Here is a 14,446-nt window from a genome sequence, read left to right on the forward strand (position 1 = left end):
CTAAGAAGTAAAAGAATCGCTTTCACGCTTTTGAGCGGCCAGGGCTGCGCCCAGTGCTCCCACCAATTGCGGCTGAGGGGGCACCAGAACTTGCACGCCTAATTTTTTCGCCAGCAAGGTTACTATGCAGCGGTTGTTGGCTACTCCGCCTGAAAAGACCAGTGGAGTGCTAAAGCTCAATCTTTGTAACATGCCCGCGGTTCTTTCCACCACTGAGGCGTGCAGTGCCAGAGCGATGTCCGCCCTGGGTGTTCCTTGATGCATGAGCGATACCGCCTCTGATTCGGCAAATACGGTGCACATATTACTGATTTTGATATCACTGCCGCCTGTCAGTGCGGATTCGCCAAATTCGGCTACATTTGCATAACCGAGGGCTGCAGCCATAACCTCCAAGAATTTGCCTGTACCGGCGGAACACCGGTCATTCATTTGAAAATCAATCACAGCACCATTATTGTTCAGCAGTATAACTTTGGTATCCTGACCACCGATGTCCAGTACGGTACGTGCGCCGGGGAAAATATGTCCTGCTCCAATAGCATGGGCTTTGATTTCCGTGACCACCTGATCGGCAAAGTCGGAGCGGGCGGCATGCCTGCCGTAGCCCGTGGCAACTACCCGGTTATAATGGCCGGTCAGCAGCTTTTTAGCTGCAGTAAGCGGTTCAAAGCCCGTATCTTCAAGCTTGGAAAAGGTTATCCGGTCATTCGATAATACCACAAAGCCAATGGATCGGGAACCGATATCTATACCAGCGTACAGTTTAACCACCGCTTTCCAATTAATCCGTATTCCATGCAGTGCTGAAATCGTGAATAGCGCTGCTCATTTGATCTTACGCTTTGCTAATCATCTCGATAAACGCTTCTATTCTTGTTTTGAGCTGTCCGGTATCCTCCTGGTCATAGCCGGTTTCAATTTTCAGCAGAGGTATGTTATGTTGTTTAAGCATTATTTCCACCCGGTTGGCCTCTACGGCATAGGGGTCGCAAAAAGACAGTGCACAGTGGATCACCCCGTCCGTCTGATAGTCTTTAGCCAGCTGGAGCAGTCTTTCCATACGCCCGGTGTTGGGTGTGAAAACAGCGCAGTTGATACCAAGGTATCTCGCCGCCACATTTTCCAGCAGGCCGTCCGTTGTTTGTGCATCTTCGGCCACTTCCTTTTCAAAGTAGCGCAGACCGGTGCATAATTCCTCAGCTACTATTACCGCGCCGCTGGTTTCAATGATATGGGGCACTTTCCAGTTGGGAATAGCCATTGGTGTGCCGGTAACAATCACCCGTGGTGTCTTGCGGGGGAAAGCCCCGGTGCCTGTCTGCACTTTTCTTTCCAGCTCATCGCATAATTCATTGACTTTTTCCGTAAACCTGGGTATATCGTCATACATGGCAATTTGTTCAATGACCAGACTGTCCTTGCCGCTTATAAGTGCCGGGTCTTGCTTGCGCAGTTCGGCCAGACGCTGCAAGGCCCGTCGCTTGCCGTTTACCTCTTTGATGGCTTTGGCCAGATCTCCTGTCGATATGTTATGGCCGGTCGTTTTTTGCACCAGCTGTGCGAAGTCCCGTACTTCCTCCAGCCACAGTTCCCGGTCACGTGGTTTTTTCATATGCGGTGTTTCCATTACATGCACCGGAATATAGTCATTTAGTATTTCAAAGGCCTTCTTTTTACCGTCGCAGGTAGTTTCACCCACCACTACATCACAGGATTCGAAGTAAGGGCATACTTTGTCCAGCTTGAAACCCATGAATGATTTAATCAGCGGGCAGATATTGCGCGGCAGCACTTTTTCAGCTTTAGCCGCGCCTATGTCTATCCCAGAACAGAGTCCGATACAAATGCCGCCTGCGGCCCGCACGATTTCCTCGGGCACAAATACACAAAAGGCACCGAATACTTTGCCGCCGGTTTTTTTATGTTCCTGTAACTCCTGTATTCTTAAACCATGTATTTCGTTGACCACAAAATCAAAGTATTCCATACCTTGCGGCCGGTTGGGCTGTGTTAGGTAGACATCGTGATAGGTGGGCGGCAACACTTGAAGCAACTGGTCATGGGCCGCCATATTCAGTCCCAGCGAGCGCCACATTTCATTATAATTACTCATTTAATTAATCGTCCTTTCTAACATTGTACATACATTAGTAATTATAAATAAACAAACCATGTTGCTCAAATAAAACATTTTTATTAAGCGCTATGCGATATGAATATTTGTTTATGATAAAGAATTTTTTGGGTATTGCTTTTTATATAAATAAATTAAATAGTAAGTATAAAGGATATCTATTTCTATTGCCGAATAAATGTTACCGTGGAGAATGGGAATTTGTTGGTCCCCGGGGGGCTACAAACCCGTTGTTGGGTTTGAAATCTAACATGGGCGCCAGTTCGGTTCCGGATTCTCTCTAAATCATTAAAAGGAGGAGGTATTTTTTGAATAAGCAGCGGCTGTTGGTTATTGCCGCCGGAGGCGTGCTGGGACTGCTGGCGGTGGTATTGGTGTCCACCGGCAATCCGGCCAACATGGGTTATTGTATAGCCTGTTTTCTGCGGGATATATCGGGCGGATTGGGTTTGCACAGGGCCGCGCCGGTACAGTACATAAGACCTGAAATTATAGGTCTGGTATTAGGTGCTTTTATTGCTGCCCAGGCCACCAAAGAATTCAGGACTGTAGGTGGTTCCAGTTCCTTTACCCGGTTTACTTTGGGTTTTTTTTCCATGATGGGTATGCTGGTGTTCTTGGGTTGTCCCGTGCGGGCGGTTTTGCGCCTGGCCGGGGGTGACTTAAACGCCGGTGTGGGGCTAATCGGGCTAGTGGTCGGCGTGGCTATCGGGGTTTGGTTTTTAAAAGCCGGTTTTACTTTGGGCCGGGCTGTTCCCCAACAGAAAAGTAACGGTTATTTATTTACAGTATTTATGGTGCTCTTATTTATTCTTTTATTGATGAAACCCGCCTTTTTGTTTTTTAGCGAACAAGGTCCGGGCTATATGCATGCACCTGTTTGGATCGCGCTGGCGGCGGGTTTGGCGGTTGGTGTGCTGGCCCAGCGGTCCAGGCTTTGTATGGTCGGTGGTATCAGGGATTTTATTATTTTACGGGATGGCCACCTGCTATATGGTTTCATAGCTATATTTGTAGTAGCTCTGGTGGGAAATCTGGCGGTGGGAGCTTTCCATATCGGATTTGCCGGGCAGCCGGTAGCCCATACCGATGGCCTGTGGAATTTTTTAGGGATGGTACTGGCGGGTTGGGCCGTGGTGCTTTTAGGTGGTTGCCCGCTGCGGCAACTGGTGGCGGCCGCTGAAGGAAATACCGACTGTGCCGTTACGATCATGGGATTTATGGTCGGGGCGGCTGTGTCCCATAACTTCGGTCTGGCTGCCAGCGCGGACGGAGTTCCTCCGGCCGGTCAGATAGCGGTAGTCTTGGGCATGCTGGTTGTGTTTGCCATAGGAATTATTAACCGCCCGGCGGTGGTAACGGGAGGTGTGAGCGTTGGTAAGGGAAGTTGATGCCCGTGGATTGTTGTGTCCGGAACCTGTAATGCTTACCAAGCAAGCTTTGGACAGCATGAGTAACGGTACTGTCAAGGTGCTGGTCACAAACGCCGCGTCAAGGGAAAATGTATCCCGCTTGGCCGAAAATAAAGGGTGGCAGGTGGAAATATCAAATCAAGGTGAAGATATATTGTTGACCTTGACTAAATAGGGTTGCGGTCAGACCAACCTTACAGGCAGTGCGAAGAGGCTGTTGCGCAACGAGCTAATAGTTCGTAGTGCAGCAGCTTTTTGTAAAGATACCAGGTCATTATCGGAAAGGGAGCATTGCTTACTATTCTAAAAAGTAGTTTTGCGATACTCCCTTCAAGTTTGGGGGGTAAACCACAAGCGCATGCCGCTTACTCCCCGGTGTTCTTTTTAATCTCTCGCGCGGCAGTCAGTATTTGCCGGGCACGGTCGACGATGGGGTATTCCACCATTTTGCCGTCCAGTTGGATTACTCCGGTGCCTTGGGACTCTGCATTATTAAAGGCGGCCACAATTTTTTCCGCCGCTGCCACTTCCTCCGGGGTGGGACTGAATGTTTCCATAATCGGACTGATTTGGGACGGGTGAATAACCAGTTTACCCTGAAAGCCCATTTTTCTGGCGCGGCGGGCGTCTTTTCGGAGTGTCTCGATATTTTTAATAAAGGGGCAAACGGTATCCAGCGGCGGCTCAATGCCGGCCATCCGGGAGGCGGCGATAAGTTTGGCCCGGGCGTAAAAAAGCTCGATGCCCTCCTCGGAGTAGGTGGTCCAGGTATCCGCCGTGTAATCGTTGCCACCAAAGGCCAATCTTTTTATTCTGGAACAGGCAGCCGCTATTTCGCTTGCGTTTTCAATGCCCCGGGCGCTTTCAATAAAGGGTATCAGATCCAGTGTGCCGCCGGGAATGTTCCGTTCCGCCTCCAACAGGCCAATCAGCCAGTCCGCCTGACGTACTTCCTCCGCTGTTTCCGTCTTGGCTACCATGATACCGCTCAGTCCCGGCTGTACCGCAGTCTGCAGATCGGCTAGAATATAGGGTGATGTCACCGCATTAACCCGTACGTATGTGACCGGCAATGCCGGGGATTTGATAATCTTGCCGACCACTTGCCGGGCGGTGTTCTTTTCACTCATGGCCACTGCGTCCTCCAGGTCCATGATGACTGCGTCGGTGTTTAAAGTAAATGCTTTGTCAATTTTTTTGCGATCGGTACCGGGAACGAATAACAAGCATCTCAGTAAACCCATACAAATTCCTACCTTTCTTTTTAGTTTTAGATGACGAAAGCGGTCGTCCAAATAATAATCACGCGCTGATATTGTGCTTAAAATCATTTATGCAAATGGAGATATGCTTAAAAAACTATTGATTTAATAATCTTTTCGCCACTTGACTGGTTATTCCTGTAATGGCCCGGGCATTGGTGTAAATATGTCGCCGGGGCAGTGCTATTGTTATGCGCTTTTTACGCTGCGATATGTTTCTTCATTTATAAACATATATAAACATACGAAAAGATTTTAATAAGAGGATTTTTACCGGAGCGGGTAGAATTTCCCCTATAAATTTTAAGTTTGGCGGGGTGTTTTTATGTTTCAGGTGGAGAAGAGGCATCAGCTGGTGCTGTTGATTTTGGCGGCAGTGATACTTTTTGGTGCGGGAAACAAATACGCCCGCATGCAAACCGCGGCTCCTCTGATTGCGGACACTCCGGTGAACGCTGCGGCTGAAAATAATGATTCCGGGACTGATTCCGCAGCTGAACCAAATGCTGCGCGGGATACGCGGCAAATTGTTGTTCATGTGGCCGGGGCGGTGCAAAAACCTGGCGTATACCGCTTGCCCGCCGGATCCCGGGTGGTGGATGCCGTTAACATGGCCGGCCCAACTGATAATTCCGCCCTCGATTATCTTAACCTGGCCGCAGCACTGGAAGATGGCAAGCAAATCACTGTCTACAGCCTGGAGCAGATAAACAGCCAGCAGTTGCCGGGTTCGGTACCGGGGGCAATGACCGCTGAAGGAACCTCCGCACCTGCTCTTGCCATTGGTGCTGCCGGCGGGGGTATTAACATAAATACCGCCTCAATGACTCAACTGGAGGAACTGCCTGGCATTGGACCGTCCCTGGCCCAAAGAATTATTGATTATCGTACTCAAAACGGCCCTTTTATGACTGTTGAGGATATTCAAAACGTTTCCGGCATTGGCGAAAAACGTTTCGAACAGCTCAAAAGCCAAATCTGTGTCAATTAAGACGGCACTTCTTCATGACAAACCTGCCGTGATTTCAGCGGCGATCTCATATATAGTTTACTTGTACCATTTGCACTGCCCCCTGCCAACTCGCTTTACCGCGGGTGAAAAGGGGGTTTTGCTGTGGTGGCATATTAAAATCTGTCATGTGTCTGACAAAAATGATGTCAAATTACAGACAATATTTTGTCGCTATAAAGACAGTCAGCCTGTCGTTATCCCGACATGAAATTTGTCGTATATCTGTTATCTTTATTATAACAATTAGTTATCTTAAAAATAACTACGACTAATTAACGGGAGGGGTCTGTAACAAATGCTTTTAAATGTTGAAGAGCTTGCCAAGAAGGATCAGCTGAGCTATACCGAAATGGCGGATGCACTGGAATATTTATATAAACTTGATTATCACCCGGTAGCGGTGAAATTTTTCTGGGACGAAGAAGAGTATAACAACTTCAAGGTAGAGAAATTACCCGGACCTAAAATGACTGTCTGTCAAATCGCTTTGGCTTCCCGGATGAATAATTTTATCATCAAGGCCAACGGGGATAATTTAATGTGCGGTAACGCCAAAACTTGTTTTGGTTTACGCGCTCCCAGCGATGAAGAAGTTGACGGGCATGTTAAATATACAGCGGATTGGGATCATGCCAAAGATTGCTTAATGGCTAAGCCAAAGCTGCCTCTGGGTGCATTGAAAGGTTTTATGACAGCTCCCCTGTCCAAGACCCCTGTTGATCCGGACGTAGTATTCATGGTCACCAATGTATTGCAGGCTTATCATATCTTAAACGACTATGTAGGGGGTAAAAAGGTACCCACCTTGCAGTTTAACCATACTGTAAACTCAGCGGTATGCGGTGGTATGGTACATTGCTACAATACGGAAAAACCCAATATGACCTGTATGTGCGCCGGTAGCTATACTTCCGGCAAAACCGAAAAGGGTGAATTAAACGTATTTATCCCCGGCAAGGATATTGCCACAGTAGCTCAGCAACTGGTTCGCCGTACTGCTAAATACGGTGGTGCTTCAATGGTCGGCTCCCCCGGTCAGGAATGGCCCGGCCTTGATGTTTGTAAAAAATGCCCGATGGTTCGCTACAAAGACGCTGAGTAAAATTTTAAAATCAAACACAAATATTTTTGAAGAGGAACAACATTGTTGTTCCTCTTTTTTGGGTTTGTCTACAGTTTATTCTATGACATTTGTTATTGCCGTAATCGGTGTTATTATTTTAGTTAACCGGATAGATAGCCGCTGTAGTTTAGTCGCCAAGACCGATGTAATTCGTTTACCTGCCCCGAACTTGTAAGGCGGTGATGGGGAAGTGTTTTCTTTTGGAAAGGATAAGTTGCCATGAACCGGCCGTTGCTGGCGATAGCATTAAGCTTTATAGCGGGCATTGTTTTAAATGCTTTATGGGGATTCGTGCCCGGGGTGTTATTATTTTTTGCCTTGGGTTGTATTTTATTTGCGCTGGCCAATTGTTACTTTACCTGGAGCGATAACCGCTTGGTTTTAGTTTTACTCTTTGTTTTGCTTGGTTGGTTTGCCGCCGGAGTGGACGGCATGCAGCGCCCGGATGGGGCGGAGCGTTTTGCCGGGCATTTTGTGGCCTTGGAAGGTATGGTGACCCGGGAGCCCGATGTGCGGGAGGAATATACGGGCTATGTATTAGCGGTTGAGTCGGTTTGGCTTGGCGATAAAAGGGCGCCGTCCGGGGGATTGACGCTGGTCAGGATGTATGGGGGCTCTGCCGGTTACAGTTATGGCGACCGCTTGCGGGTGCGGGGATTTCTGTATCAACCTGAGGAACCCGGCAATTTCGGGGCTTTTAATTACCGGGACTATCTGGCGCGGCGGGGTATTTACAGCTTAATGAGGGTGGATAGGCCGGACGAGGTCAAGCGTCTTGGCGGCGGAGGTAATGCTGTTATACGTTTGGCTTTGCAGAGCAAACAAAGATTACTGCAAGTGGCGAGCTGTACGCTGGACGAAAGACAGGCGGCGGTGCTGGCCGGGATGCTGTTCGGCGGCAAGGGTGGTATTGACCGGTTTGTAAATGATATTTTTATCCAAAACGGGGTGTTCCATGTACTTAGCGTCAGCGGCCTGCATGTAGGTTATGTGCTGGCCGGGGTGCTGCTGCTGGCCGGGGTTTTGAGAGTGCCGCGCCGGGCTGTGCCCTTTTTGGCGCTGGCGGTGCTTTTGTTTTATGCGCTGATGACCGGCATGGGTCCGGCAGTGGTGCGGGCCGTTGTCATGGCCATGCTGGTGCTGTTGGCCGTGCAGTTGGGCAGGGAGAGGGATTGGCCCAATAGCCTGGCCCTGGCGGCACTGGTTGTCTTATTGTTCGAACCGTCCGCGTTGTATGAAATAGGCTTTCAACTATCCTTCGCCGCCACCTGGGGGATATTATATCTGATGCATCCGATCGGTAAACTTTTACTGAAGCGGTGGGGATTACCTCGTTGGCTCGGTATTCCCCTTGGGGTAACCATTGCTGCTCAGTTGGCCACATTGCCACTGCAGGTTTATTATTTTAATCTGGTGACTCCTGTGGCTCTGCTGGCTAATTTATTACTGGTGCCCCTGGTGGGCCTGATTATGCTGCTTGGTTTTCTGGGTTCGCTTATCGGCATTATTTTTTTACCCGCCGCCATGCTTATAAACATAGGCACAGGTGAATTAATAGATTTTTTTATTGGCCTTGCACATTTAATCAGTCTTCTGCCCGGGGGATCGTCCTATGTGGCCACACCCTCCTGGTATGCGGTGGCGCTTTGGTATGCCGGACTGGTTGGCCTGGTGGAAGTAATTAGCGGGCGCTTATCTCTGTTATCGGTTTTACCCTTGCCGTTGTCCTCGCTCCGCATGGCTAACCGGTGGAAAAGATTAGCTCCGGCGGGGGTAGCTGTTCTGTTGGTGCTGATTGTTCTTTGGCCCTGGGGCGGTGCCGGCGGGCGGATGCAGGTGTATTTCATCGATGTGGGCCAGGGCGACAGCATACTGGTGCGCTTTCCCGGCGGGCGTACTATGTTGGTGGATGCGGGCGGGCGATCGGGGGACCTTAATGAGGGGAGAAGCGTGGGGGAGTCGGTGGTGGTGCCCTATCTGCACCGGTTGGGCATGGATAAACTGGATGTGCTGGTGGTTACCCACGCCCATGGTGACCACGCCGGTGGAGTGCCGCCTGTGGCGGAAAAATTGCGTGTCGGCGCACTGGTGCTGTCAGGTGCTCCGGGCTATGAGGAATTGCTGGATATTATCGATCCCCTTGATATTCCAGTCTGCCGGGTGGGGGCCGGACAAGTTTTGCATATTGATGAGGCCGTGGAAGTCGCAGTGCTGGCCCCCGCCGGGGAAATGCCCGCCAATGCGGCGGAGGATTTGAACAATGCCTCTCTGGTAATACGCCTGGATTACGGGCAGGTATCTTTTTTGTTAACCGGAGATGCGGAGCAGGAAGCTCAGCAAAAACTGCTGGACAGCGGTGCGCCGCTGCAAGCTGATGTGCTCAAAGTGCCGCACCATGGCAGCCGTTTTTTTGCACCGGAATTTTTTGACGCGGTGGCGCCGGACTACGCCGTTATTCAGGTGGGCAAAAACAACCGTTTTGGTCACCCGGCCCGGGATACGCTGGATGCGTTAGACAGTGCCGGTGCTCATGTTTTACGCAACGACCGGGACGGTGCGGTGCTTATCACCACCGATGGGCGGGATGTATCGGTGCAAACAGCCAGATGAGAATAATTCCCGGTATTGTAAGCATTACCATTAAATGAACCGGTGGCGGCACTGTCTGATTATTTCCGGTTTACATCCCGCGTTCCATGTTATACTTTTCAAACTTAAGGCTTAGCTACCTTAATCTTATATCGGATGCTTTAATTGCTTAAACTGTGTATCGGCGCCGGTATGCGGCCCCCTCGTCCTATAAAGTCGGCGGCGGAGAAGCGATGCACAGGCATTACCGGCGCCCGGCCCAAAAGGCCGCCGAATTCCACATGATCGCCCACCTGCTTGCCCGGAGCCGGAATGATTCGCACGGCGGTGGTTTTTTTGTTGATCATGCCGATGGCCATTTCATCGGCGATAATGGCGGAAATGGTTTCCGCGGGTGTATCGCCGGGCACGGCAATCATGTCCAGACCCACCGAGCATACGCAGGTCATGGCTTCCAGCTTGTCCAGGTATAGGGCTCCTTCTTCCACCGCCCGGATCATGCCTGCGTCTTCACTTACCGGTATGAAAGCGCCCGAAAGTCCGCCCACATATGATGAGGCCATGGCCCCGCCCTTTTTAACGGCATCATTTAATAAGGCCAGCGCCGCTGTTGTACCGTGAGTGCCGCAGCGCTCCAGACCCATGGCCTCCAGTATTTCAGCCACACTGTCGCCTATTGCCGGGGTGGGGGCCAGGGAAATGTCCACAATGCCAAAGGGTACACCCAGACGCGCGGCGGCGGAGCGTCCCACCAGCTCGCCCATACGGGTGATTTTAAAGGCTGATTTTTTTACAGTTTCGGCAAGGGTGCCGAAATCGCTGCCCTTGACCCGTTCCACAGCCCGCTTGACCACCCCCGGGCCGCTTACCCCCACGTTAATCACCGACTCGGGCTCGCCTATACCGTGAAAAGCCCCGGCCATGAAGGGGTTATCCTCGGGAACGTTGGCGAAAACCACCAGCTTGGCGCACCCCAGTCCGTCCCGGTCGGCAGTGCGCGAAGCTACGTCTTTAATCACCCGGCCCATTAAGGCTACCGCGTCCATGTTAATGCCCGCCTTGGTGGTGGCCACATTGACCGATGAACACACTCGCTCGGTAATATCCAAGGCGGCGGGAATGGAGTCCAGCAGCTTTTTATCGCCGCCGGTGATGCCCTTATGAACCAGGGCCGAAAAACCGCCGATAAAGTTCACTCCCACCTCTGCCGCCGCCCGGTCCAAGGTTTCGGCGAAAGCAAGATAGTCATCCGTGCGGCTGCTTTCAGCCACCAGTGAAATAGGGGTGACCGATATGCGCTTGTTCACTATGGGTATGCCGTATTCCCGGGCGATAGCCTCTCCTGCCGGTACCAGATTGCCGGCCAGCCGGGTGATTTTATCGTAAATCTTCCGGCAGGAGGCCCGGGAGCTGTTATCGGCACAGTCGCGCAGGCTGATACCCAGTGTGATGGTGCGGATGTCCAGGTGTTCTTGCTGGACCATGGTAATAGTTTCCATTATTTCCTGTATCGTGAGCAATTAAAAAGACCTCCTCTATTTATAGCCTGTGCATAAATTTAAAAGCGTCTTCATGCTGGGCGTCAATGCGCACGCCCAGCTCGGTTCCCTTTGCTGCCAGGCGGTCCTTTAACATGGCCAGATCCAGGCTGCTGTTCTCGCTATCGACAATCAGTACCATGACTAAGAACTCCTGCATAATGGTTTGACTGATATCAAGTATGTTAAAGCTGTTCGCGGCCAGTATGCCGGTGACTCCGGCAATGATACCCACCCGGTCGGGGCCGATGACGGTAATAATAATTCGTTTGCCCGGGTTTTCATCATTTTTCAGGTATTTCATCAACATCTCTCCCTACATGTTTTATCAAATTCCAAGGGGAGTGTCGCAAAACTACTTTCTTGGAGTAGTGAGCGATGCTCCCTTTCCTGGATTCGGCCAATTATTCCGGTAATAATCCGGTATCTTTACCAAGAGCCGCCGCACTATGAACTATTTAGCCCGTTGTGCAACAGTCCCTCCCATTTTTACCTCAGGTGGGGCGGAATCCCCATCTGAAGCACTGATGTTCAGCTTTAGCTGAACGAGTTCAGTTTGCCGGCAAGCTTAATGACAAATGGCGACAGCCCGCACGGGTGCGCCATCCGCGGCCTTTATTTTGAGCGGAAAGCAGCTCAGCGTAAATAAGCGGCCTGTTAAACCGGCCAGGTTGGTTAAATTTTCAATGATCACTATATTTTTCTGTAACAGTGTTTTATGGATAATGAAGTCCGCGGTATCCGGCCGGTCGATAGAGATGGCATCGGTACCCACACCCTTGATTCCCCGGCTTGCCAGATAACGAGCCGCTTCAAGGGATGGTACGGGAAAACCCTTAAAAAAAGCGGGCTTACCCCATTTATGATACCATCCGGTGTAAAAAATAACAAAATCGATACTTGTATCCGGTGGCAAATGAATAAAATCGATAGATATCTCCGGCCCTTGGACCCGGGATACATCAAGTACCGCGGCTGTGCCGTAAAAATGTGCCGGTGGCAGGCTATCCAGAGTAATGCCGTCCGTTAATATATGAGCCGGGCCGTCTATATGGGTTCCGGTATGGGAGTACATCGTGAGCGATTTTTCCCTGAAGCCGTTTTGGGCTATGCTGCGTGGCTCGGTAATCCGAGGTGGTTCGGTGCCCGGGTATACGGGCATATCCGGGGCGATGGGATGGGTCAGGTCTATAAATTGCATAGAATACACCTTCCTTGTGTCGTTATCATGATCATAGCTCGTTTTATACGTCGATCCGCTTGGCAAGCATATTGAATACATGTGCTGTTATGATGATGCTAGCTTGTATCATATTTCGCCCGGTACGACGGATATTCCTTGCCGGGGATAAAGTGTTTTTATTTTTAGTCAAATGCGGGGGGCATCCTTGCCAAACCATTGTTTTTTAAAAGCTTACATGGTCATGTCAATGAAAAATAAATCACAAGACCATAATATTTTTAAATAACAAGCTATTCGCAGCTATGGCGTTTTAATTAAGCTGAAAGGCCGTTTGCCGGCTTGCCCGGTCAATAAACCTGTTATATAATATTTAAGATATATTATTAAGATTAATTGAATACTTGTTTCTCTCCACGGGTTAGGCAAACCTGGTAAAAGCCAGGGACGCCAAAGTTACGGATCTAAGGGTATATCATTACCTACGATGGCCGGGCTGTAACGGTATCGACTGCTGGGGGGGGTAGTCTTTTTTTTGGGCTGCCCCCCCCTTATTTTTATCTTTTTTGGAGGGGGTGTTTAAAACGGTGTATTATAAGGATCTTATAAAAATTAATCTATGTAAACCTCGTTAGTTAAGTAAGTTATGCGGGTTAGTTGCTAAAATATCACATAAAGGGAGATGATTATGCACACAGATAATCAAGTTATATTTGCTACCGCTGTTTTTCTGGTCACTTATGCCATTATCGTATCCGAAAAGATTCACCGGGCTGTGGCTGCTTTTTGCGGTGCGGCATTAGTTATCATAGCGGGTATTGTCAGCGAAAAGCAAGCCGTTCACTTTGTGGATTTTAATACCATCGGACTTTTGGTAGGCATGATGATTATTGTCGGCATTACCAGGCAAACCGGAGTATTTGAATACCTGGCCGTCAAGGCTGCTAAAAAGGCCAAGGGTGAACCGGTGCATATTATGGCCGCTATGGGTTTAATTACTGCCGTGTTATCGGCTCTTTTGGATAACGTGACCACTGTGCTGCTCATTGTTCCGGTAACCTTTGCCATAGCCCGGCAGCTTCAGGTTAATGTTGTACCCTTTTTGATTGTGGAAATACTGGCATCCAATATTGGCGGTACGGCTACTTTAATTGGAGACCCACCCAACATAATGATAGGCAGTGCTACCGGTCTGGGTTTTATGGACTTTGCCGTTAATCTGGCTCCCGTAGTGGTGGTTGTTTATATTATTACTTTATTTATCTTGAAATTGATATACAGAAAGCAAATCTTTACCGAGCCTGAGCTAATGCAAAATATCATGAATATGGATGAAAAGGCTGAGATTAAAGATCCTGCTTTGCTAAAAAAATGTGTGACTGTGCTGGGTTTAACTATTATTGGTTTTGTTTTGCATCAGTTTGTGCATTTGGAGAGTTCGGTAATCGCTATGACCGGGGCCGCGCTTTTGCTGCTGGTGACACGTATGGATCCCGAGCATGCTTTTCATGCGGTGGAGTGGCCGGTTATTTTCTTCTTTATCGGGCTTTTTGTAGTGGTAGGCGCTTTGGAAGAAGTAGGCGTTATTGAAGCTATTGCCAGGTTGGCGCTCGATGTAACGGGTGGGGAACTGTTGCCCGCCGGTATTTTAATTTTGTGGCTGTCAGCTATCGCCTCGGCCTTTGTGGATAATATTCCCTTTGTGGCCACCATGATTCCGCTGATTCAGGATATGGGCCGCCTGGGCGGTATCCAGGACTTGAATTTCCTGTGGTGGTCCCTGTCTCTGGGTGCTTGCCTTGGGGGTAACGGTACTATTATCGGTGCTTCGGCCAATGTGGTGGTTATAGGTATGGCGGAAAAAAGAGGATCACACATAACTTTTATGACGTTTTTTAAGGTGGCCTTTCCGTTGATGATTCTTTCCATTGTTGTTTCAATGCTGTATCTGTTTGCCTGGTATATGTTGCATACCACAATGGCTATGCTGGCTACTTTGGCCTTTGGCTTAGTTCTGGTGCCGGTGCTTGGCCGGTTGGGGAAAGATAAAACTTCCGCCGGCGTGCCGTATTCTGATGCTAAATTGTTTAAGAAGTAATGTCTGTAAAATACTTGATTTAATGTGCGGGTATTGCGAACTGGACGAGGTATGTTACTTCTAGTATAATGTAAACAGGCAGGGTTTGTGGGGGA

Annotated in this window: 12 protein-coding genes and 1 riboswitch; of the genes, 6 read left to right on the forward strand and 6 right to left on the reverse strand. The window is 49.5% G+C overall.

Annotation, left to right across the window (positions count from 1 at the left end; translation table 11 throughout):
* Entirely contained in the window at positions 1–774 is a 774-nt protein-coding gene (locus ABDB91_RS05170) for an acyl-CoA dehydratase activase (RefSeq protein ID WP_347490548.1), read from the reverse strand.
* A gap of 64 nt (positions 775–838) precedes the next feature.
* Positions 839–2,116, reverse strand: a complete 1,278-nt coding sequence (locus ABDB91_RS05175; RefSeq protein WP_347490549.1) for a double-cubane-cluster-containing anaerobic reductase — start codon at positions 2,114–2,116, stop codon at positions 839–841.
* 329 nt (positions 2,117–2,445) lie between these two features.
* Here ABDB91_RS05175 and yedE point away from each other — a divergent pair, with 329 nt between their 5' ends.
* Together yedE and ABDB91_RS05185 are read left to right on the forward strand one after the other, a co-directional pair.
* Positions 2,446–3,528 (forward strand): YedE family putative selenium transporter, encoded by a 1,083-nt coding sequence (gene yedE / locus ABDB91_RS05180; RefSeq protein ID WP_347490550.1) that lies wholly within the window; start codon positions 2,446–2,448, stop codon positions 3,526–3,528.
* The gene (locus ABDB91_RS05185; RefSeq protein ID WP_347490551.1) at positions 3,512–3,724 is read left to right on the forward strand and encodes a sulfurtransferase TusA family protein; all 213 of its coding nucleotides are present in this window, start codon (positions 3,512–3,514) and stop codon (positions 3,722–3,724) included. Before yedE ends, ABDB91_RS05185 begins: the two co-directional genes overlap by 17 nt.
* Positions 3,725–3,914: 190 nt before the next feature.
* Here ABDB91_RS05185 and ABDB91_RS05190 read toward each other — a convergent pair whose 3' ends face one another.
* Positions 3,915–4,793 (reverse strand): CoA ester lyase, encoded by an 879-nt coding sequence (locus tag ABDB91_RS05190; RefSeq protein ID WP_347490552.1) that lies wholly within the window; start codon positions 4,791–4,793, stop codon positions 3,915–3,917.
* 343 nt (positions 4,794–5,136) lie between these two features.
* Between ABDB91_RS05190 and ABDB91_RS05195 the strand changes: the two genes are divergently transcribed.
* The 3 genes from ABDB91_RS05195 (at position 5,137) to ABDB91_RS05205 (ending at position 9,556) form a co-directional block, all read left to right on the forward strand.
* Positions 5,137–5,802: a ComEA family DNA-binding protein gene (locus ABDB91_RS05195; protein ID WP_347490553.1), complete on the forward strand. Its 666-nt coding sequence runs from the start codon at positions 5,137–5,139 to the stop codon at positions 5,800–5,802.
* Between the two features lie 316 nt (positions 5,803–6,118).
* Positions 6,119–6,925 (forward strand): DUF169 domain-containing protein, encoded by an 807-nt coding sequence (locus tag ABDB91_RS05200; protein WP_347490554.1) that lies wholly within the window; start codon positions 6,119–6,121, stop codon positions 6,923–6,925.
* Positions 6,926–7,165: 240 nt separating this feature from the next.
* On the forward strand, positions 7,166–9,556 hold the full coding sequence (locus tag ABDB91_RS05205; protein WP_347490555.1) for a DNA internalization-related competence protein ComEC/Rec2: 2,391 nt from the start codon (positions 7,166–7,168) through the stop codon (positions 9,554–9,556).
* A 140-nt stretch (positions 9,557–9,696) separates the two neighbouring features.
* Here the strand turns inward: ABDB91_RS05205 and ABDB91_RS05210 are convergent, their stop codons facing one another.
* The 3 genes from ABDB91_RS05210 to ABDB91_RS05220 form a co-directional block, all read right to left on the reverse strand.
* Positions 9,697–11,055, reverse strand: coding sequence for a PFL family protein (locus ABDB91_RS05210; RefSeq protein WP_347490556.1), 1,359 nt, complete (start codon positions 11,053–11,055; stop codon positions 9,697–9,699).
* A gap of 19 nt (positions 11,056–11,074) precedes the next feature.
* Positions 11,075–11,383 (reverse strand): ACT domain-containing protein, encoded by a 309-nt coding sequence (locus ABDB91_RS05215; RefSeq protein ID WP_347490557.1) that lies wholly within the window; start codon positions 11,381–11,383, stop codon positions 11,075–11,077.
* Between the two features lie 258 nt (positions 11,384–11,641).
* Entirely contained in the window at positions 11,642–12,274 is a 633-nt protein-coding gene (locus ABDB91_RS05220; protein WP_347490558.1) for a cyclase family protein, read from the reverse strand.
* A 393-nt stretch (positions 12,275–12,667) separates the two neighbouring features.
* Positions 12,668–12,757: riboswitch (cyclic di-GMP riboswitch) on the forward strand.
* A gap of 184 nt (positions 12,758–12,941) precedes the next feature.
* Here ABDB91_RS05220 and ABDB91_RS05225 point away from each other — a divergent pair.
* Positions 12,942–14,351 (forward strand): ArsB/NhaD family transporter, encoded by a 1,410-nt coding sequence (locus ABDB91_RS05225; protein ID WP_347490559.1) that lies wholly within the window; start codon positions 12,942–12,944, stop codon positions 14,349–14,351.
* Positions 14,352–14,446: the final 95 nt, after the last annotated feature.

Source organism: Desulfoscipio sp. XC116, assembly GCF_039851975.1.
Classification (GTDB): domain Bacteria; phylum Bacillota; class Desulfotomaculia; order Desulfotomaculales; family Desulfallaceae; genus Sporotomaculum.